Here is a 19,548-nt window from a genome sequence, read left to right on the forward strand (position 1 = left end):
GAACGCGGTCTTCGTCCGCGGGTGCGTCGTGGCTGGTCGCGCAGTTCCCCGCGCCCCTTCGGGTCCCGCCCGAACGGCAGGTGCTACCCCTTCCTCCCCCATGTGGCGATCAGCGGCGACGCGGCCAGGTCGAGGGTGCCCTCCGCGACGCTCGCCAAGTGGTCGTCGACCTCCTCCGCCGTCGCGAGACCCGCGGCGATCAGGTCGGCGCGCAGGTGCTGGAGCGTCGCGGTCTCCAGCGCGGCGCAGGCCGGAGAGGTGAGCGGAATGTGGACTTCGGACTCGACGCGGCGCAGGCCGTTCTCGCGCAGCAGGCGGGGCAGTGCGCGGCCGTACGCGGCATCGACGCCGCGCTCGGCGAGCAGCGCGCGCACCCCGTGGCGCAGGCGGTTCGCCAACTCCTGTGCGGGGCCGTACTCGTCGGGGCAGGCGAGGGGCTGGAGCGCGTGGTCGGCCTCCTCGATCAGGAGGCGGCCGCCGGGCCGCAGCGCCCTGAGCATCGACTGGAGCGCCCGGTCCCGGTCCGCGACGTCGACCAGGACGAGCCGCGCGTGCACCAGGTCGAAGCCCTCCACGGGCGGCGCGTCGGCGGCGACGTCGTGGACGCGCACTTCCAGGGGCGAGCGCGCGGCCCGCGTCTGCCAGGACGTGTCGGTGTCGGTCGCCAGGACCCTGCCGGTGGGCCCGACCCGCTTGGCGAGCCAGGAGACCACGGAGGTGCCGCCCGCCCCGACCTCCCAGCAGCGCCAGCCGGGGCCGATGCCGAGGCGTTCGATGTGTCCGAAGGTCATGGGGTCGAAGAGGGCGGCGAAGGCGTCGCGGCGCCGCACCGTCCCGGCCTGTCGCAGGTCGGACCGACCTGCCCCGGGCTGCCGGTGGTCGAGGGGCTGCCGGGCGTCGAGGAGATGGCCGTCGATTCGCGTCATGCCCTGATCATCCCAGTTGCCCGGCTTGGCCCCGGGAGGCAGAACCGGGCATTCCGGAGCGGAATACTCCGTTCCCACAGGCCCCAGCGAGGTCCCGGCCCGGACTGGCAAACTGGCACGCCACATCACCGGCGTTCACCAGCGCGAGGAGCCCCTCATGTCCATGGCAGGCAACCTTCGGAAGGTAGGGAGCCTTGGCAAAGTCTCGAGTCTGCGCAAGGTCGGCCGCCTCCGTAAGGTCGCGCGCCTGGGCCGGCGCCGCTCACGCGTCGACCTGAGCCACCCGGCCCGCTCCCCGCTCGGCTCGTCGGTGGTCAACTGCGTGTCGTACCGAAGGGGTGTGCGCCAGCCCTCCGTCGACACCCTCGTCGAGGCGGTCGAGCGGATCCGCAAGACCGACGACGGCTTCGTCTGGCTGGGGCTGCACGAGCCGACGGAGCAGGAGTTCGCGGGCATCGCCGACCTCTTCGACCTACACCCGCTCGCCGTGGAGGACGCGGTGCACGCGCATCAGCGCCCGAAGGTCGAGCGGTACGACCACGCGCTGTTCGCCGTGTTCAAGACCGTCTGCTACGTGGAACACACCGAACTGACCGCCACCAGCGAGGTGGTGGACACCGGCGAGATCATGGTCTTCGTCGGCCGCGACTTCGTCATCACCGTGCGGCACGGCAGGCACGGCTCGCTCGGCCCGCTGCGCGAGGAGCTGGAGGCGTCGCCCGAGCAGCTCGCCCAGGGACCCGCCGCGGTGCTGCACGCCATCGCCGACCAGGTGGTGGACGACTACCTCGCGGCGACGGACGCCGTGCAGTCGGACATCGACCAGGTGGAGACGGACGTGTTCGCCCCGGACGGCGCGCGGGCCGACCCCGGCCGCATCTACCAGCTCAAGCGTGAACTCCTGGAGCTGAAGCGGGCGGTGGTGCCGCTCGGCCACCCGCTCCAGGTGCTCGCCAGCACGCCGATGCGCGCCATCGCCCCGGAGATACAGGCGTACTTCCGGGACGTGGACGACCACTTGAAGCGGGCCACCGAACAGATCGCCGCCTTCGACGAGTTGCTGAACTCGATCCTCCAGGCCCACCTCGCCCAGGTGACGGTCGCGCAGAACGAGGACATGCGGAAGATCACCGCATGGGCGGCGGTCGTCGCGGTCCCGACGATGGCCTGCGGCCTCTACGGCATGAACTTCGAGCACATGCCCGAACTGCACTGGAGGTACGGCTATCCGCTGGTCATGTCCGTGATCACGGCGACCTGCTTCGCGCTGTACCGCGGCTTCCGGAGGAACGGATGGCTGTGAACGTCAGCCCTTGGCGTAGACGCTCTCGACCCAGCCCGCGAGCTGGTCGTCGGTCAGGTGCGTGGCCAGGTCGGCCTCGCTGATCATGCCGACGAGCCGCTTGTTCTCGATCACCGGCAGGCGGCGGATCTGGTGGCCCTGCATCTCCCGGAGGACCTCGTCGACATCGGCGCCCGAGTCGATCCAGCGCGGTGTCCCCTTGGCCATGTCACCCGCGGTGACCCGGGACGGGTCGTGGCCCATGGCCACACAGCCGACGACGATGTCGCGGTCGGTGAGGATGCCGCAGAGGCGTTCGTTCTCGTCGCTGATGGGCAGCGCGCCCACGTCGAGCTCGCGCATCAGCTGGGCCGCGCGGTCGAGCGTCTCGTGCCGGGGGATCCACTGGGCTCCCCGGTGCATGATGTCTCCGGCGGTGGTCATTGGTGCCTCCCGTTGCCGGGCGGATTCCGGCGCGGCGCGAGGGCACCGCTGATCCCGGCGCCCTCATTCTCGCCGCGCCCCCGAACGCCCGCATCCGGAGACCGCTCGGGCCGGAGGGCAGGGCGGGGCGGAGCAGGGCGGGGCGGAGCAGGGTGGGGCGGGCCGCGTCCCCGGGGTCACCCCGCGTCCGGTGCGCCGTTCCACGCCGGATGCCGTGGATCGTCCGCCCGTACGACGACATCGGCGCGGCCCGCGGGGTCCACTTCCCTCTCGTACCGCTCGAAGGCTGGGAGCGTCCACCGCTCGCCCTCGGGTGTGCGGCGCCGCAGCGCCCCCGGCGAGAGCCGCACGTGCACGCTCAGGTCGAAGGGGAACCAGTGGTCGAGCAGCAGCGGGCCGTGCAGCAACAGCACGCCGCCGGGCGGGAGTTCGACGTACGGACTGCGGGTCGCGCGATCGGCCGCCGGGTCCCAGAGGTCGGGCAGGACCCGCCCCGTGCCGCCCGGGTCGAGCGGGCCGAAGACCTCGCGCCACAGGGCGCCGGTGTCGAACCACCCGCTGTAGTACGCCTCCACGTCCTCGTGCCCGTACTCGTACCGCAGCGAAGCGGGCCGCAGGAACCCCTCCGTGCCGACCACCAGCGGGGTGCGTCCGCGCAGCCGCAGCGCGTCGGCGAGGCGCGCGGCCAGCTCGCCGGTCCCGCCCGCCCGCGCCCCGTCGACGGCGACGCGCGGCCAGGGGCTCCCGTCGCCGGTCTTCAGGTCGAGCAGCCGGTCGGCGAGGGTGTCGGTCAGGCGTTCCCAGGTGATCGGTTCGAGTCGCACGGGCCCATGATGCCGTGGCTCCCGCACGGGGAATGAGACGGGCATGGCGAGCTCCCCGGTCTCCCCCTCCTCTCCGACGTCCCCCGCCCGCCCCGGACTCCTGGCGTTCCAGCCGCTGAAGCGCAGGCGCTGCGCGGAGTGCCGCTCGGGGCCGTTGCGGCTGCTCGTCCTCGAAGGCGGGGAGCCGCGCTGCCTGGACTGCGCCGACCTCGGGCACCTGGTCTATCTGCCGCGCGGCGACACGGCGCTCACCCGGCGGGCCCGCGAGGGCAGCGGGCTCTGGGCGGTGGTGGTCCGCTTCCACCGGCGCCGCGCCCGGTACGAGCGGCAGGGCGTCCTCGTCGAGGAGGCGGCACTCGCCCACGCCGAGGAGCGGTGCCTGGCGGACGCCGAGGCACGGGCGCGGCGCAGGGCGCGGGACGCGGTGCGGCGGGCCGCGCGGGACGTGCGGTTCACCGAGGCGTTCGCCGCCGAGATAGGACGGCTCTTCCCCGGCTGCCCCGAGGACAGGGCCCGCGCGATCGCCGCGCACGCCGCGGAGCGGGGCAGCGGCCGGGTGGGGCGCAGCGCGGCGGGCCGGGCACTGTCGGAGGGTGCCGTGACGGCGGCGGTCGGCGCCGCGGTGCGGCACACGGCCACGCCCTACGACCGGCTGCTGATGAGCGGTGTGCCCCGTGGCGAGGCGCGGCGGCGGATCGCGCCCGCCGTGGCGGCGACGTTGCGCGCGTGGCGCGAGGCGCCGGGGCAACCGGGGCGAGACGCCCGCGCATGCGAGGGCGAGGGTCACACATGGCCACCGAAGCCCGTTGGCAATTGACTTGTGGTGACGGGGCTCGCCGTGGAGGATCACTGGCGGCAGGGCCGCCCGTCCGGCGCGGGTGCCGCAGACGTGGCGCACCTACGTGACGTAACGGCCCCAGACCCACGGGAGTTGCCATGATCGACGGTCCGTACTTCGTGCTCGCCGTGCTCGGCGCGCTCGCCTGTGGCCTCGCCGCCGGGGTCTTCTGCGCCTTCTCCACCTTCGTGATGAAGGGACTCGCCGCACTGCCCCCCGCGCAGGGCATCGCCGCGATGAACCGGATCAACGTCACCGCCGTCACCCCGGCGTTCATGGCCGTGTTCCTCGGCGCCGCGGGACTGTGCGCCGTGCTCGCCGTCGTGACGTTCGTGCTCTGGCCCGACGAGGGCACCGTCGAGCTGCTGCTCGGCTGCGCGCTGTATCTGGTCGGCTCGTTCGGGGTGACGATCGCCGCGAACATCCCGCGCAACGAGGCCCTGTCCAAGGTCGATCCGGAGAGCGCGGAGGGCGCCGAGTACTGGCGTACGTACGTCAGTGAGTGGACCGCGTGGAACCACGTGCGCGGGGTCGCCTCCCTCGGCGCCACGGCGTCGTTCATCCTCGCGCTGACCTGACCGGCGGCGCCAACTCCCCCTCGCCCTCGGGGAATGCGAGCCGGGGCGGGATCGTTGGAAGGAACGGCATGTCGCCCTCGGGGCCGCGATAGGGGCCCTTCGGGCGGCCCGCCGCGATCCTTCGTTCCGCCGTCAGGCGCAGGGCCACCCCAGCGCGTCCCCCCTGTTGGCGGCCGGTCCTGGAGGGTGCCCGATGACAACGCTCGACGAACGCCCCGCGTTCCGGCCCGCGCGTCCCGCGCCCGCCGTGCTGCGGCTCGACGACGCACGGGCCGCGCTCGTCCCTCTCACCGGTTCCAAGGCCGCGCGTCTGGCGCGCGCCGCCCGCGCGGGGCTTCCCGTACTGCCCGGATTCGTCGTGCCGCGCGGCGGAAGCCAGGACGCGGGCGGCGACGACCGCCTGCGTCCGGCCTGGCGCGAGCTGTCGCGGGACGGCGCGCTGCCGCTGGTCGTCCGCTCCTCCTCGCCACAGGAGGACACGCAGGAGTCCTCCCTGGCAGGGCATTTCACCTCCGTCCTCGACGTACGCGGCTGGACGGAGTTCCGCGCGGCCGTACGCACCGTGGTCGCGTCGGCCCGGCGGCCGGACGGCACGGTGGCCCCGATGGCCGTCCTCGTACAGCCGATGCTCGCCGCGCGCGTCGGCGGCGTGCTGTTCGGCGCGGATCCCGTCGCGGGGCGGTCCGACCGGATGCTGGTGAGCGCGGTGCGGGGCGGTCCCGAGACGCTGGTCGGCGGTGAACAGGCGGGCACGAACCACTGGTTGAGCCGTGGCGGACGGCTCTTGCGCACCGAACCACCCGGCGCCGAATCGCCCGACACGGATCCGTCCGGCACGGACCTGCCGAGCGACGGACCACCCGGACCCGGCCCCCTCCTCACCCCCGCCGAGCTCCGCCGCCTGGCCAGGCTCGCCCGGCGCGCCCGTCGGGTGTTCGGCGGGCCGCAGGACATCGAGTTCGGTTTCGACGAGGCGAGCGGGCGCCTCTGGCTCTTCCAGAGCAGGCCCATCACCGCGCTGGCCGCCCGCCCTCCGCGCGGCGCGCGCCTGCTCGGGCCCGGCCCCGTCGCCGAGACGCTGCCGGACCAACTGGAGCCGCTGGAAGAGGACTTGTGGATCGCTCCGATGGCGCGCGGGCTCGCCGCCGCGCTCGACATCGGGGCCTCCGCACCGCGCCGCACCCTGCGCGGCACACCGGTGGTCACCTCGGTCGGCGGGCGCGCCGCCGCGGATCTACGGCTCCTGGGCGCGGCCCCGCCCGCGCACCCCTGGCTCGCGCTCCTGAATCCGGCGCCGGGCGCCCGCAGACTCGCCGCGGCCTGGCGCGTGGGCCGCCTCAGCACCGCGCTGCCCGGTCTCGCGCTCGACCTCTGCGCGGACATCGACCGTGCCCTCGCCGAGACACCGCCGCCCGCCGAACTCCCGCCACCCGCCCTGGCGGCCACGCTCCGCTGGACCCGTGCGGCCCTGGTGCCGCTGCACGCCCAGGAGGCCCTGTGCGGGGCGCTGCTCACGGAGTCGAGCACGGCGACGGCGGCCGGTGCGGCGCTCGGCGCGCTCGCCCGCGGCCGCGCCCACGGGCTGCCCGACCACCGGATCACGGCGACGGACCCGGTGGTGCTCGCGCTGGTACCGCCGAGTCTGCGTGATGACGTACGACTCCCCGAACAGGCCGTCGGCGCGGCGGAGTTGGCGCCGCCTCCCCCGGTCGGGTCGTTGCCGCCGCGCGAGGCCCTGCGACTGCGCGTCCGCTGGACGCAGGAGTTGCAGGTCCGGCTGGTGCGCGAGGCGGGCAGGCGGCTCGCGGCGCGGGGCGCGGCGCTCGGCGGGGCCGACCGGGTCGGGCTGCTGCGCTGGGGCGAGTTGATGGACGCGCTGGCGGGCGGGCCGCTGCCCGGTGACTTCGGCGAGCGCCTGCCGGGGAGCGCTTCCGCGCCGCTGCCCGACGCGTTCCGGCTCACCGACGGCGGCACCGTCGTGGCCGAACGGCCGACGCGCCACGACGGTGACGAGGGCGACGGTCGCGGCGTCTCCGGCGGGCGCGCCGCGGGCATCGCGTGGCACGGCACGGGGGTACGGCCGCCGGACGCGGTTCTCGTCGTACGCACCCTCGATCCCGCGCTCGCCCCGCTGCTGCCGGGGCTCGCGGGGCTGATCGCGCAGACCGGCAGCCCGCTGTCCCATCTGGCCTTACTGGCAAGGGAGTTCGGGCTGCCCGCGGTCGTCGGCGTACCGGACGCGGTGCGGCGCGTCCCGCCGGGCAGCAGCCTGACGCTGGACGGTACGACCGGTGAGGTGCGCCTGGACGGCGTACGCCTGGCACGGGCGGAAGCGCCCCTCACGGACACGGCCGCGCGGCCCGAGGCGGAGCGGTGAGGCGGCTCGCCTACGTCTTCGGCGGGGCATCGGCCGCCGGGGCCGCCTGCTACCTCGTCATCTACCTGTACCGCTGGCAGTGGCAACGGGCCATCCTGTGCGGGGTGTTGCTCGTGGTCGTCGAGGTGCTGCTGCTGGGGGCGGTGCTGCTCGGGCGCCTCGCACGCATCGAGCGGCGCGTCGAGATGCAGCTGCGCGATGCCGCCCCACACGCACACCCGGGGCCACACGCGCACCCGCACCCGCACCCGCCGGATCTCCTCGCGCGACTCCGCCAGGACCCGGCCCCCGGCGCCTTCCGCTGGCTCGACGAGGGGCAAGGACCGGAACAGGACCCTGGCGGCACCCGCACCTACGTCTTCGTCCCGGTGCTCATGGTCACCGGCGCGCTCCTGTCCGGGCTGGCCTGGCTGGTGCAGCGGATCGCCGCCGTGACCGCGCGGCCCGTCGCCGAACGGCGGCTCGCGGGGCGGCTCGCCGTGCTCGCGGCGCCGCCGCCCGGGGCCGGGCTCGACGACCTTCCCCCACCGGGCGGCCCGCGCGACCGGCGCAGGACCGGCCGCCTGCTCGCCGTCGCCGCCGTCGGCGCGGCGCTCCTCGCCGGGCTCGTCGTGGGCCTCGCCGAGCTCACCCAGACCCGCGAGGGCCAGGAGAACGCCGCCGCGGCGACGTCCGTGCTGCTCCGCGTCGACATGCGCGGCGGCGACGCCACCGCGGAGCGGCGGTCCCTGGCCGCACACCAGCTCTGGGAGCGGTGCAGGGACGCCACGTCCGCGCCCCTGCGGCACGCCGCGCTCGGCCCGCTCGACGACGACCTCTACGCGGGCGTCGTACGCCCCGCCCTCACCGACCACGACCGCATGCGGCTGCGCGGCTGCCTGGAGGACACGGAGCTGGACAAGGCACATCTGACGGTGCTCGGCATCGGCGACACGGACCCGGACGACGACTGAGCGGACGCCTCCGGGATCGGCCAACTCCCTTTACACGGGCGGGGGTTACTCTGCCAGTGCACCCCGCGCCTGTTCCCCGCCCCGCCACCCGGTCCCACCTCCCGATCCCACCTCCCGATCCCACCTCCCGGTCCCACCTCCCGGCCCCACCTCCCGATCCCGTCTCCCGGTCCCGACCCCCTGGTCCCCCATGGCCTCCCTCAGCACTCCGCTCCCCCCGCCCCTCCCCCGCCGCGCGCTCCGCACCGGCCTGCGTCTCGTCGCGGGCTGTCTGCTCGGCTATCTCGCGCTCTGGGCCACCGGCACCCTCGGCGTGCTCGCGCTCACCGACGTGGCGCGCGCCACCACGGATCAGCCCCGTGGCGCCCTCCACGTCACCGGCATCCACCACTTCGGGCCCGTCGACGCCGAGGGGCGGCTGTGGCGGGGCGCCGCGCCCTCGACCGAGGGGTACCGCGGTCTGGCGCGGCTCGGCTTCGCCACCGTCGTCGATCTGCGCGCCGAGGACCTGAGCGCCGCGCAGCTCGACCAGCCGCGCCGGGCGGGACTGCGGGCCGTGCGGCTGCCGATCCGGGACGGCCAGACGCCGCCGCCCGCGCAGGTCGCCCGCTTCCTCGACGTCGTCCGCGCGTCCCCGGGGCCGGTGTTCGTGCACTGTGGCGCGGGGGTCGGGCGCACCGGGGCGATGGCCGCCGCGTACCTCGTCCGCACGGGCGAGGAGTCCCCGGCGCACGCGACCCTGCGCAACCTCGCGGTCGGACCGCCCTCCATCGAGCAGATCTTCTACGCGCTGAGCCTGGGCCGCCACCACGCGCGGCAGCCGCCGCTGCCGGTCGTCGCGGTCAGCCGCCTGGTGGACGCGCCCCGCAGGATGTGGTCGTGGCGCTAGGCCCTGTAGGGCCTAGGCCCTGGTCACGAGAGCAGGAAGTCCGCCTCGCCCGCCTTCGCGCCCTGGATGAACGCGGTGATCTCTCCACGCGTGTAGATCAGCGCCGGACCGTCCGGGTCAGTGGACTGACGCACCGCGACCCTGCCGTCGGCCAGCTTCATGGCCTCCAGGCAGTTGCCGCCGTTGCCGCCGCTCCACGGCCTGTGCCAGCCGTCGTTGCCGAGGTCGCGGGCGGGCATGCCGTTGTATATCCGGGACTCACTGCGCGAGTCGTCGCGGGCTCCTGGTGAACGCGGACCGGCAGGGCGCGTTCCGGCTCGATGTCGGTCCATGTCACAGCTCCTTGCGGAGATCGCGGAGGATCTCCTTCGTGCGTTGTGCGGTGGCGGCCTGCGCCGCCATGCGGTCCATGACCTCCAGGTGGGTGGCCACCTCAGTGCGCGCGTCCAGGTAGACGGCACCGGTCAGGTACTCGCTGTAGACCATGTCGGGCAGCTCCGCCACGGCGAACCGGAACAGCACGAACGGTCCGTACGTCCCGGGGTGCGGCCCCGCCGCGAAGGGCGCGACCTGAAGCGTGACATGGGGCATTTCGGTTGCTTCGAGCAGTTTGTCGAACTGCTCGCGCATCACATCGGGTCCGCCCACGGGCCTGCGCAGCGCGGTCTCGTCCATCACCACCCAGAGCCGGGGCGCGTCCTCGCGGGTGAGCAGCGACTGGCGCTCCATGCGCAGCGCCACGTACCGCTCGATGTCCGCGGGCCTGGTCTGGCCGATCGCGCCGGAGCGCATCACGCCGCGGGCGTACTCCTCGGTCTGGAGCAGTCCGGGCACGAAGTGCGGCTCGTAGGACCTGATGAGGCTGGCGGCGCCCTCCAGGCTGACGTACATGCTGAACCAGCCGGGCAGGATGTCGTGGAACCGCTGCCACCAGCCCGGCTTGTTGGCCTCCTCGGCGAGCAGGACGAAGGAATCCGCCTCGTCGTCCGCGACGCCGTACGACTTCAGGAGCAGCTGGAGATACGGGATCTTCAGCGCGACCTCGGCCGTCTCCATCCGGCGGACGGTGGCGGGGGCGACGCGCAGGATCTTCGCGGCCTCCTCGCGTTTGAGGCCCGCGCGCTCGCGCAGATCCTGCAGGCGACGACCGAGAACGACCTGTCCGACGGTCGGCGCGGACCGCGGTTCGCTCACGTCTCCTACCTCCACCTACTCCGCGTTGCTTCAACTCACACCGCACCGCGAGCTGTTGCGAGCAGTGTGCCATGCGCCGTCTCGGAGGAACACGCCACTGTGCACTTTTCAGAGTGGCTCTTGCCAAGGTGTTCCGGGCGGGGCGATAGTGGAGAGCGTGACTCCGCCCGCGCCGTTAGGAACCGAAGCCGTCGGAGGCCGTCTTGGCGATCTCGCCGAGTACCGGCCCGAGGACGCCGCCGAGGTCTGCGTCAGTTTCGCTCTCGCCCCGCTTCCGGGCTCCGCCGCACAGGCCAGACGGCTGACGCGTGCGCAGCTCGACGAGTGGGCCGTGCGCGACGACGACGCCTGCGACGCGGCGGCTCTGATCGTCTCCGAACTGGTCACCAATGCCGTGGTGCACACCGCGAGCCGGCGGATCATCTGCGAGCTCTGCGCGGATCCGGAGAAACTGCGAATAGCCGTACGTGACGACGGATGCGGTTCAGGCATGCCGCGCCCGGCGCACAGGGGGGCCGACGAGGAACACGGGAGGGGACTGCTTCTCGTCGATGCGGTGAGCAGCGCTTGGGGCGTCCACGACGCGGGGCCCGGTATCGGGCTCACGGTGTGGGCGGAGTTGCCGAGAACGGCGTGCGCGCAGTGGTGACCAGAACGGCGTGCGCGGGGAACGGATGAATCGAACGTGGCAGTGACGCGGGCGGGGGGCAAGTGAGCGCGGGTACGGTGCGACCGTTGGATCTGAACACCTTGGTCCGGCTTTCCCGGCGGCGAAAGGCGACCAGAGCCTCGCCGCCGTCTCCCCAGCGGCTCGGCCTGCCCGAGGGAATGACCGATCCCCTGGGCTGCGACGCGGTCGCGGTGCCCGCCTCGCTCGGCCCCGGCCTGATGTCCCGGCTGCCCCGCGTGGGGTGTGTGTACGAGGACGGTTCGCACTGGTGGTGGATCGTGCCCGCGGACTCCGATGTCGCGATGGAGTGGCCTTCGCTCGTCGCGTACTCGGCGGGGGCGGTGGTCCATGAAGCGGAGTGCCGTCCGGTGCTGATCCATCGTCCGGAGGGCGACGTTCCCTATACGCCGCCGATTCCGTTGTATCTCGCGTTGTGCCGGGCCGCGGGGACCGCGCCCGGGTGGTCGGGGGCCCTCAGCGCGTGAGCGCTCCGCTGGGTTGAGCGGAATTCGGGGGTGTTCGTCGGCTCTGATCGTGCGGGGCCGTTCGGGCTGGGCGCGCAGTTCCCCGCGCCCCTTAGAGGGCACCCGACACCGCCTCGTCGGTTGTCCCCCCCACCGTCACGGCTTCCATTCGACGACGGTCTTGACCGCTGCGGCCACCCGCCCGGCGTCCGGCAGGTAGAGGTCTTCGAGCGCGGGGCTGAACGGCACGGGCGTGTGCGGCGGGGTGACCGTCTCGATCGGTGCCTGGAGCGCGCCGAACGCCTCGCGGGCGACGAGCGCGGAAATGTCGGCGGCCATGCCGCAGCGCGGCCCCGCCTCGTCGACGACCACGAGGCGCCCGGTCCGCCCGACGCTCTCGATGACGGTCTCCGTGTCCAGCGGGCTGGTGGTGCGCGGGTCGATGACCTCGCAGCGCACCCCGGAGGCCGCGAGGCCGTCCGCCGCCTCGCAGGCCACGGAGACCATGCGGCCGAGCGCCACGACCGTGACGTCCCGGCCCTCGCGCACGACGTCCGCCTCGCCGAAGGGGATCGTGTAGCTCTCGGCGGGCACGTCGCCCACCACGTCGTACATCGCCTTGTGCTCGCAGAAGATCACCGGGTCGTCGTCCCTGATCGCTTGGATCATCAGCCCCTTCGCCTCGTACGGGGAGGACGGCAGGGCGACCTTGAGTCCCGGCACGGAGGTGAAGACGGGGTACAGCGCCTGCGAGTGCTGGGCCGCGGCGCGCAGGCCCGCCCCGTACATCGCGCGGATGACGACGGGCGTGACGGCCTTGCCGCCGAACATGTACCGGAACTTCGCCGCCTGGTTGAAGATCTGGTCGAAGCAGACCCCCATGAAGTCGATGAACATCAGCTCGGCGACCGGCCGCAGGCCGCGGGTCGCGGCTCCGATCGCCGCGCCGATGAACGCGGACTCCGAGATCGGGGTGTCCAGGACCCGTCCGGGGAAGCGAGGCTGGAGCCCCTTCGTCACACCGAGGACGCCGCCCCAGGCGTCGTCGGCGCCGGGCGCGCCCGCGCCGCCCGCGTTGTCCTCACCCATGACGATGACCGAGGGGTCGCGCTCCATCTCCTGCGCCAGTGCTTCGTTGATCGCCTCGCGGTAGCTGATGCTGCGTGCCATGCGTCGGCCAACTCCCCTCAGGTGTACGAGATGTAGACGTCCGTCTCCAGGTCGGCCCGGGTGGGCAGGGGCGCGACCCGCGCCTCCGCGACCGCCTCGTCGATCAGCGTCGCCACCTCGGAGTCGATGGCGTCGAGCTGCCCCGCGGTGAGCTCGCCGGTGCCGGTCACCGCGGTGCGGAAGCGGGTGAGGCAGTCGAGTTCGGCGCGGGCGCGCTGCACCTCGTCCGCCCGGTAGGTCTGCTGGTCGCCCTCGAAGTGCCCGTAGTAGCGGGTGAGTCCGACCTCGATGAGGGTGGGGCCGCCGCCCGCGCGGGCCCGCTCGACCGCCTCGCCCGCCGCCTCGTGCACGGCGAAGAAGTCGAAGCCGTCGACGGTCACGCCCGGCATGCCGAAGGCCGCGGCGCGGGCCGCGATGGAGCCGCCGCCGACGGACCACTCGGCGGCCGTGGCCTCCGCGTAGCCGTTGTTCTCGGCGACGAAGACGGCGGGCAGGTGCCAGACCGACGCGAGGTTGAGGGACTCCAGGGTGGTGCCCTGGTTGCTGCCACCGTCACCGAAGAAGGCGACGGCCACGCCGCCGTCCCCGCGCACCTTGGCGGCGAGCGCGGCGCCGCAGACCAGGGGCGGTCCGCCGCCGACGATGCCGTTGGCGCCGAGCATGCCCTTGGAGAGGTCGGCGATGTGCATCGAGCCGCCCTTGCCGTGGCAGGAGCCCGTCGTACGCCCGTAGATCTCGGCCATCATCGCCTTCACGTCGACGTTCTTGGCGATGCAGTGGCCATGGCCCCGGTGGGTGGATGCCAGCACGTCGCGCTCGTCGTCGAGGTGGGCGCAGACGCCGGTCGCGGATGCCTCCTCACCCGCGTAGAGGTGGACGAAGCCGGGGATGTCGCCGGTCGCGAACTCCTCGTGGAGCCGCTCCTCGAAGTCACGGATGGTACGCATCGTGCGGTACGCGTCGAGCAGCGCGGGCCCGTCCAGGCCGTGCGCGCGGGAGACCCCGGATGTCCGGAGGGTGTCGGTCACGGAATAACTCCTCTGCCTGTACGGGTGTGGAGTCGCGTCCGTGGGTCATGCCACTGCCGACCGCGCCGACCGGGCAAGAGTTGCCCGGGGTTGCAACCGTCCGGATGGCTCATGGTCATCGTCAGCTGTGGCGGGCGCCCCGGGCGTGCACCGGGTACGCCCTGGCGCTGTGCGCACGCGCCCTGCCCCCGCCGGGCGGCCACCGCGACGGTGCCCGTTTCCCGTTCCGGGACGGGGACCGGATTGGCCGGATCGGCCGGATCAGAGAACGGCGGAGCCGCGCCGCCCTCCGTCTGGCGGTAGTTGCTGATGGGCCGCTGCCTCTTGGCCCCTCGGCCGTCTCACGCGACGGCCGCCATCGGTTCGGCGCCCTCCTGATCGCGCACGATCACCAGGAAGGCGTCGGTGGCGAGGTCCATCACGACCTCCGCGCGCTGCCCTTCCTGGCGGCGGGCCCTGGCGAACTCCTCGGCCGGCCACGACCCGCGCGGTCCGCCCGCGGGAAACCGCTCCAACACCACTCGTCCGTTCATCATGATCCTGCTCCCCCGTGCGATGCGTTCGGTCGTACCGAGCTGTACCGAGCGGTCCCGAGATATACCGGCGCTCGTACTGATGAGAACGCGCGCGACACCCCTCAGGGCTCGCAACGTGACCGAACCGACACGGAGTTGAGGCAATGTCCAGGGTTCTCCCCGAGCCCCCGGCTCAGGGAGGCGACTCAGTCCTCGTACTCGTCGTGGTAGCGCACTCGCGCACTGCCCGCGGGCGCCCCGAGCGCGGAGGCCCGCCCCTTGGGCTCCTCCCACTCCTCCTGGCGGCCCAGCGCGGTGAGGTCGAGCAGGGCGGTGGTGAAGCCGATGCCGTCCAGGCCGCGGGCGAACGTGCCGTACGTGTGGTAGATCCGGTCGCCGTCGCGCAGGAAGCAGTTGATCCCCGGTACGTCGCGCGGCTCCTCGGGGAACGACGCCTGGAAGTCGTAGTTGAAGTCGCCGCCGTTGGTCGAGTACCAGGGCACGGTCCAGCCCATCCGGGCCTTGAAGGACAGCAGCGTGGTGAACGGCGCGCGGGAGACCGCGACGAAGTTCGTGCCCCTGGCCCGCAGGTGTGCGAGGTGCCCGATCTGGTCGAGGAATCCGGAGCAGCTGCGGCAGCCCGCGTCCCACTCGGGGGCGAACATGAAGTGGTAGACGACGAGTTGGTCGCGGCCGTCGAAGAGGTCGAGCAGGGTCGCCTTTCCGTCGGCGCCGTCGAAGTAGTACTCCTTGTCGACCTCGACCATCGGCAGCCCGCGCCGCTCGGCGTTGAGCGCGTCGCGCGCACGGGTGGCGGCCTTCTCCTTGACGAGCAGCTCCTCACGCGCCGCGAGCCACTCCTCGCGCGTGACGATGTCCGGAAGTCCCATGGTCTTTCTCCTCCACCCTTCGGCCGCGCTTGTCTGCACGCGTGTGTCTCCAGAGGGGTGGACCCAGGGGGTGCGCGGAACTCATCGGTTCCTGGCGGGAATTTCCGGAAAAAGTTCAGGGATTCCTTGCGTCGCAGGTCAGAGGGGTGAAGACCCTACGTCTCGTACTCCTGGATGCGTCTGCCGTGGCTCCGGTCGACGAGCGCGGGCAGCAGCTCCGTCAACTCCCCGACGACGGAGGGCACGTCCACGGTCAGGAGCCGGCGGTCACGCATGAGGACCCGGCCCTCGACGATCGTGGTGCGCACGTCGGAGGAGCGGGCGCTGTGCACGAGGGTGGCGGCGAGGTCGTGCACGGGCTGGGTGTGCGGGCCCGTCAGGTCGACGAGGACGATGTCGGCGCGGCGGCCCGCGGCGATGCTCCCGACCCGCTCGCCGAGCCCGACGGCCCGCGCGCTCTGCAGGGTGGCGTGGTGCAGGGCCTGGCGGGCGGTGAGCCACGTCGGGTCGCGCTCGACGTACTTCTGGACGAGCGCGGTGAGCGTCATGGACTCCCACACGTCGAGGGTGTTGTTGGACGCCGCGCCGTCGGTGGCCAGGCCCACCGGGACGCCCGCGTCGCGCAGGGCCCGCACGGGTGTGGTGTCCCAGCCGAACTTCAGATAGCCGCGGGGCGCGCAGGCCACGGCGACGCGTCCGGTGGCGCGGCGCAGCACGGGCAGGTCGCGCGCCGGATCGAGTCCCGTGGCGTGGGCGATGAGCAGGTCGCCGTCCAGGAGCCCGGCGCGCTCCAGGATCTCCAGGGGCGTACGGCCGTGCCTGGCCAGGCTGTTGTCGGTCTGCGCGCGGTCCTCCGCGGCGTGGATGTGCACCAACAGGCCGTGTTCCCCGGCGAGTTCGGCGGTCGCGGCGAGGTCGTCCCGATCGACGGTGTAGGGGGCGTGCGGCGCGAGGCAGGTGGTGATGCGGCCGCCCGCCGCGCCTTGCCGCCGCAGCGCGAAGTCGAGCGAGGCGGCCCGCCCTTCGGGCCCCTGCGAGCTGAAGTACGCCTGGCCGAGCACGGCCCGCAGGCCGCTCTCCTCGGTGACGGCGGCCACCGTGTCCATCGCGAAGTAGTGGTCGGCGAAGGTGGTGGTGCCGCCCCGGATCATCTCGGCGCAGGCGAGCCGGGTGCCGAGTTCGACCACGCGATCGGTCAGCTGCGACTCGATGGGCCAGATCCAGTCGTTGAACCACTCGTCGGCAGGCAGGTCCTCGGCGACGCCGCGCAGGGCCACCATCGGCGCGTGCGTATGGCAGTTGATCAGGCCGGGGAGTGCGACGGTGCCGCGCCCGTCGATGCGTTCGGCGGCGTCGAGAGCGGCCGCTTCGGCCGCCGAGGTGACGGCGACGACGACCCCGTCGCGTACGAGGGCCGCCGCGTCCTCGGCGAAGGAGATCTCCTCGTCGGGCCCGTGGACCAGGACCGCGCAGCCCGTCACGACGAGATCGAAGCGGTCCTCGGCGACGAGTGCAGCGGGGCCTTGTGCGGGAGACGGCGTCATCTCTTCAAGGTAGCGGGAGTGCGCATCCGGCCACTCTGTCGCGCGGGTGGATTCGCGGGCACGCTGAGCCCAGTTCGCGGGCACGTCGAGCCCGGACAGCGCACGGCGAGGAGTCGGCCATGATCATTGGGACCTGGAACCTGGAGAACCTCTACCGCCCCGGCGGCCCCTTCGGCCCCAAGGACAAGACGGCGTACGAGACGAAGCTGGCCTCGCTCGCGGCGACGATCAACGCGCTGCAACCGCAGGTCCTCGGCGTCCAGGAGGTCGGCGACCCGGCCGCCTTGGAAGACCTCACCGCCCTGCTCGAAGGCACCTGGCACATCACGCTCTCGGAGCACCCGGACGACCGGGGCATCCGGGTCGGCTTCCTCACCAGCCTGCCGGTCTTCGTCGTCGCCGACCGGGTCGCCTTCCCCGAGCGGCTGCGCCCCGTGCAGAGCGAGGACTCGGGCGGGACGGTGGCGCGGGCGGGCCGCGGGGTGCTCGCGGTGACGGTGTCGACGCGGGCGTTCTTCTTCGACGCGGTGGTCTGCCACCTCAAGTCGAAGCTGATCTCCTATCCCGGCGGCCGCTTCCAGCCGCACGACGAGGGCGAGCGCGCACGGTACGGCGCGTACGCCCTGTACCGGCGCACGGCCGAGGCGACCGTGGTGCGCGCCCTGGCCGACGAGCTCCTGAAGGGCGACGGCCGCGAGCACGACGTGGCCGTGCTCGGCGACCTCAACGACGAGGTGGCGGCCGCGACGACCCAGCTCCTGCTCGGCCCGCCGGGATCCGAGATCGGCACGCCGGGCCACGACCACCCCGACAAGGGGGACGCGGCGCGGCTGTGGGACGTGGCCCCGCTGATCCCGGCCGAGCAGCGCTTCTCCCGCATCCACGCGGGTCGCCGCGAACTCATCGACCACATCCTGATGAGCCGCGGTCTGCTCGACCACGTGCGCACGGCGGGCACGGGCGCGCCGGGCGCCTCCTCCGCGGCGCTGCCTTCGGTCGCGGACGGGGACCCCGCGGTGCGCAGGGACGCGCCGGGTTCGGACCACGCGCCGGTGTGGGCGCGGATCCAGCCCTGAGGGTCGTCGGCGACGGGGCCTGTCGGTGGGCTCAGCCGCGCGGCAGCACCATCGAGAGCACGTCCGGCAGCGGCGTCCAGTCGGCCGACACGATGCTGGCGTGCCGACCCGCGAGCAGGGCGACCCGTTCCCTGGCCTGTGCCTCCGTCGGATGCGTGCCGTCGATGGCGGGGGCCACCTTGTGGGCGTCGGTCATGACGACGAGATAGCGCCGGTCGGCGTACCACCGGGTGTCGATGCCGCCGCCCGCGTACGCGGAGGCGTCCCCGTCGAACAGCACGAACCACGGCCGGATCGTCGCGTCCGTGTAGCGCCCGCGCGGATCGCCCGCCTCCGCACCGAGCACGGCGGGGAAGGCGGCGGCGTCGCCGAGCCGTCCCCTGCCCGCGAGGTCGCGCAGATGGGTGGCGTACTCGCGGTCGGTCCACAGGGTGTCGGCGGGGTTGCCCTGCTCGACGGTGCCGGGGATCAGCTCGACCACGAACTTCCCCGCGAGTTCGGCGCGTCCCGGCCAGCCCTTGTCGCGTACGGCCTCGTCGAGGGTGGCGTGCCCTCCGGCCAGCTGTCCCGGCCGGTACACGGCGTCGCCGAGCTTGCTCTTCAGGAGCGCGTCGAGTTCGGCGGGCCCGCGCCCGCCGCGCGCCTGGAACCCGTCCTTCATCTCGACCTTGAGGAGGACGGGCCGGTGGCCGGGGTGGGCGTCGTGCCAGCTGCGCATGTCCTGGAGACACCCGGCGAGGCTCTGGTTGCGGGGCTTGGTGCGCAGCTCGCCGGGGTTCTGCGCGTTCTCGCAGTTGTTGTCGTTGCCCAGCGGATTGCTGTGCGACACCCGCCATCCGCTGCCGAACACATTGGTCCACACGTCGAGTTCGAGCATCCCGGCGCCCGAGTCGAGGGCATCGGCGAAGTACGGGTACTTCCCCTTCTCGTACGCGTTGTGCACCCCGACGCCGGTGGTGGCGGAGTACGCGGAATCCGCGGGGCCCGGCGCGGGCTCGTCGGCGCCGGAATCACCCGCCGCCCCTGACGACACCGCGCCACCGAGGACGGCCCAGCTCACCAGGGCCCCCACCAGCAGCCCACCCGCACCTCTGCGCCCCACCATCACACCGACCACTCCTCACCCACCGGCATCCGCCGAGCCCACTCGTCTCCACCGACCGGCCGGAGCGGCCAAGTCCCCCGCAAGGTAAGGGAGTCGAGTGACGCAGGGGAAGACGGCGGCTTACGGCCATGGGCGGGATCCGAGCGCACCGGAGTGACATGACACGATGGCGGGTCGTGCGAGCCCGCTACGAAAGGACCCGATGGACGACGGCTGGCCCGACCTCCCCGGCGACATGGCCCTGTCGATCCGGATCCCCGAGGCGAACCCGCTGGTGAGAGCGGACTTCCCGGCCCATGTGACGGTGCTCTACCCGTTCCTCGACGCCGCGCGCCTCACCCCGTCGACGGACCGCGCCCTGACCTCGCTCTTCACCGCGGCGGCCCCCTTCACGCTGAAGTTCACGGAGTTCCGCCGCTACCCGGGCGTCCTCTACCTCCCGCCCGAGCCCGAGGACCCCCTGCGCGCCCTCACCCGCGCCCTCACCGAACGCTGGCCGGAAGCGGTTCCCTACCGGGGCGTCTTCACCCCGCCCCTGGCGCCGCACCTGACCCTCGCGAACCACGAGGGCCCGGACACGTACGAGGCGGCCTACGACGCGCTGGAACAGGAACTCGCCCCGTACCTGCCACTCGTCAGCCACGTGAGCACCGTCCACCTGATCGTGACGGACGGGCCGGGGACGGGGTGGCGGGACCTCAAGACGTACGGGTTGGGGCCGGACCGGCACGGCTCTCTGTGACGGGCGCGCGAAGCGGGTGTGAATCCGGCGGGCGGGAAT

21 protein-coding genes are annotated in these 19,548 nt (G+C 73.2%); 10 read left to right on the top strand and 11 right to left on the bottom strand.

Features of this window, described 5'->3' with window-relative positions; translation table 11 throughout:
• Positions 1–83: 83 nt before the first annotated feature.
• Complete coding sequence (locus KY5_RS09600) at positions 84–926, bottom strand: methyltransferase domain-containing protein (protein WP_098241832.1); 843 nt, start codon at positions 924–926, stop codon at positions 84–86.
• Positions 927–1,083: 157 nt separating this feature from the next.
• On the opposite strand from KY5_RS09600, the gene KY5_RS09605 reads away from it, so the two are divergent.
• Positions 1,084–2,229 (top strand): magnesium and cobalt transport protein CorA, encoded by a 1,146-nt coding sequence (locus KY5_RS09605; RefSeq protein WP_098241833.1) that lies wholly within the window; start codon positions 1,084–1,086, stop codon positions 2,227–2,229.
• Between the two features lie 3 nt (positions 2,230–2,232).
• On the opposite strand, the gene KY5_RS09610 is transcribed toward KY5_RS09605, so the two are convergent.
• Complete coding sequence (locus KY5_RS09610) at positions 2,233–2,652, bottom strand: CBS domain-containing protein (protein WP_055554307.1); 420 nt, start codon at positions 2,650–2,652, stop codon at positions 2,233–2,235.
• A 176-nt stretch (positions 2,653–2,828) separates the two neighbouring features.
• Positions 2,829–3,476 (bottom strand): uridine kinase, encoded by a 648-nt coding sequence (locus tag KY5_RS09615; RefSeq protein WP_098241834.1) that lies wholly within the window; start codon positions 3,474–3,476, stop codon positions 2,829–2,831.
• A 43-nt stretch (positions 3,477–3,519) separates the two neighbouring features.
• Here KY5_RS09615 and KY5_RS09620 point away from each other — a divergent pair, with 43 nt between their 5' ends.
• The 5 genes from KY5_RS09620 (at position 3,520) to KY5_RS09640 (ending at position 9,111) form a co-directional block, all read left to right on the top strand.
• Positions 3,520–4,293 (top strand): DUF2293 domain-containing protein, encoded by a 774-nt coding sequence (locus KY5_RS09620; RefSeq protein ID WP_098241835.1) that lies wholly within the window; start codon positions 3,520–3,522, stop codon positions 4,291–4,293.
• Between the two features lie 119 nt (positions 4,294–4,412).
• The gene (locus KY5_RS09625; protein ID WP_098241836.1) at positions 4,413–4,892 is read left to right on the top strand and encodes a DUF1772 domain-containing protein; all 480 of its coding nucleotides are present in this window, start codon (positions 4,413–4,415) and stop codon (positions 4,890–4,892) included.
• A 193-nt stretch (positions 4,893–5,085) separates the two neighbouring features.
• Entirely contained in the window at positions 5,086–7,269 is a 2,184-nt protein-coding gene (locus KY5_RS09630; protein WP_098241837.1) for a PEP/pyruvate-binding domain-containing protein, read from the top strand.
• Positions 7,266–8,222 carry a hypothetical protein gene (locus KY5_RS09635; protein WP_098241838.1) on the top strand — a complete coding sequence of 319 codons (957 nt, stop codon included), beginning with the start codon at positions 7,266–7,268 and terminating at the stop codon, positions 8,220–8,222. Before KY5_RS09630 ends, KY5_RS09635 begins: the two co-directional genes overlap by 4 nt.
• Before the next feature lie 190 nt (positions 8,223–8,412).
• Complete coding sequence (locus KY5_RS09640; protein ID WP_098241839.1) at positions 8,413–9,111, top strand: protein-tyrosine phosphatase family protein; 699 nt, start codon at positions 8,413–8,415, stop codon at positions 9,109–9,111.
• 23 nt (positions 9,112–9,134) lie between these two features.
• Here KY5_RS09640 and KY5_RS09645 read toward each other — a convergent pair whose 3' ends face one another.
• Both KY5_RS09645 and KY5_RS09650 read right to left on the bottom strand, forming a co-directional pair.
• On the bottom strand, positions 9,135–9,350 hold the full coding sequence (locus KY5_RS09645; protein WP_234363156.1) for a DUF397 domain-containing protein: 216 nt from the start codon (positions 9,348–9,350) through the stop codon (positions 9,135–9,137).
• Between the two features lie 94 nt (positions 9,351–9,444).
• Entirely contained in the window at positions 9,445–10,305 is an 861-nt protein-coding gene (locus KY5_RS09650; protein ID WP_098241841.1) for a helix-turn-helix domain-containing protein, read from the bottom strand.
• Positions 10,306–10,462: 157 nt separating this feature from the next.
• On the opposite strand from KY5_RS09650, the gene KY5_RS09655 reads away from it, so the two are divergent.
• Both KY5_RS09655 and KY5_RS09660 read left to right on the top strand, forming a co-directional pair.
• Positions 10,463–10,954, top strand: coding sequence for an ATP-binding protein (locus KY5_RS09655; RefSeq protein ID WP_234362674.1), 492 nt, complete (start codon positions 10,463–10,465; stop codon positions 10,952–10,954).
• A gap of 179 nt (positions 10,955–11,133) precedes the next feature.
• A complete protein-coding gene (locus KY5_RS09660) occupies positions 11,134–11,460 on the top strand; it encodes a hypothetical protein (RefSeq protein WP_418952755.1) in 327 nt (108 codons plus the stop codon).
• A 135-nt stretch (positions 11,461–11,595) separates the two neighbouring features.
• Here the strand turns inward: KY5_RS09660 and KY5_RS09665 are convergent, their stop codons facing one another.
• The 5 genes from KY5_RS09665 to KY5_RS09685 form a co-directional block, all read right to left on the bottom strand.
• Positions 11,596–12,609 (bottom strand): alpha-ketoacid dehydrogenase subunit beta, encoded by a 1,014-nt coding sequence (locus KY5_RS09665; protein ID WP_098241843.1) that lies wholly within the window; start codon positions 12,607–12,609, stop codon positions 11,596–11,598.
• A 17-nt stretch (positions 12,610–12,626) separates the two neighbouring features.
• On the bottom strand, positions 12,627–13,637 hold the full coding sequence (locus KY5_RS09670) for a thiamine pyrophosphate-dependent dehydrogenase E1 component subunit alpha (protein WP_324961178.1): 1,011 nt from the start codon (positions 13,635–13,637) through the stop codon (positions 12,627–12,629).
• 341 nt (positions 13,638–13,978) lie between these two features.
• The gene (locus KY5_RS09675; protein ID WP_199843002.1) at positions 13,979–14,173 is read right to left on the bottom strand and encodes a hypothetical protein; all 195 of its coding nucleotides are present in this window, start codon (positions 14,171–14,173) and stop codon (positions 13,979–13,981) included.
• A gap of 185 nt (positions 14,174–14,358) precedes the next feature.
• Positions 14,359–15,042: a DUF899 domain-containing protein gene (locus KY5_RS09680; protein ID WP_098241844.1), complete on the bottom strand. Its 684-nt coding sequence runs from the start codon at positions 15,040–15,042 to the stop codon at positions 14,359–14,361.
• A 155-nt stretch (positions 15,043–15,197) separates the two neighbouring features.
• Positions 15,198–16,586, bottom strand: coding sequence for an amidohydrolase (locus KY5_RS09685; protein WP_098241845.1), 1,389 nt, complete (start codon positions 16,584–16,586; stop codon positions 15,198–15,200).
• Between the two features lie 119 nt (positions 16,587–16,705).
• Here KY5_RS09685 and KY5_RS09690 point away from each other — a divergent pair, with 119 nt between their 5' ends.
• Complete coding sequence (locus KY5_RS09690) at positions 16,706–17,662, top strand: endonuclease/exonuclease/phosphatase family protein (RefSeq protein WP_098241846.1); 957 nt, start codon at positions 16,706–16,708, stop codon at positions 17,660–17,662.
• Between the two features lie 31 nt (positions 17,663–17,693).
• Here KY5_RS09690 and KY5_RS09695 read toward each other — a convergent pair whose 3' ends face one another.
• Complete coding sequence (locus tag KY5_RS09695; RefSeq protein ID WP_098241847.1) at positions 17,694–18,767, bottom strand: phosphatidylinositol-specific phospholipase C domain-containing protein; 1,074 nt, start codon at positions 18,765–18,767, stop codon at positions 17,694–17,696.
• 202 nt (positions 18,768–18,969) lie between these two features.
• Between KY5_RS09695 and KY5_RS09700 the strand changes: the two genes are divergently transcribed.
• Entirely contained in the window at positions 18,970–19,509 is a 540-nt protein-coding gene (locus KY5_RS09700; protein ID WP_234362675.1) for a 2'-5' RNA ligase family protein, read from the top strand.
• The last annotated feature ends 39 nt before the right edge of the window (positions 19,510–19,548 follow it).

It is taken from the genome of Streptomyces formicae (assembly GCF_002556545.1).
GTDB lineage: Bacteria > Actinomycetota > Actinomycetes > Streptomycetales > Streptomycetaceae > Streptomyces > Streptomyces formicae_A.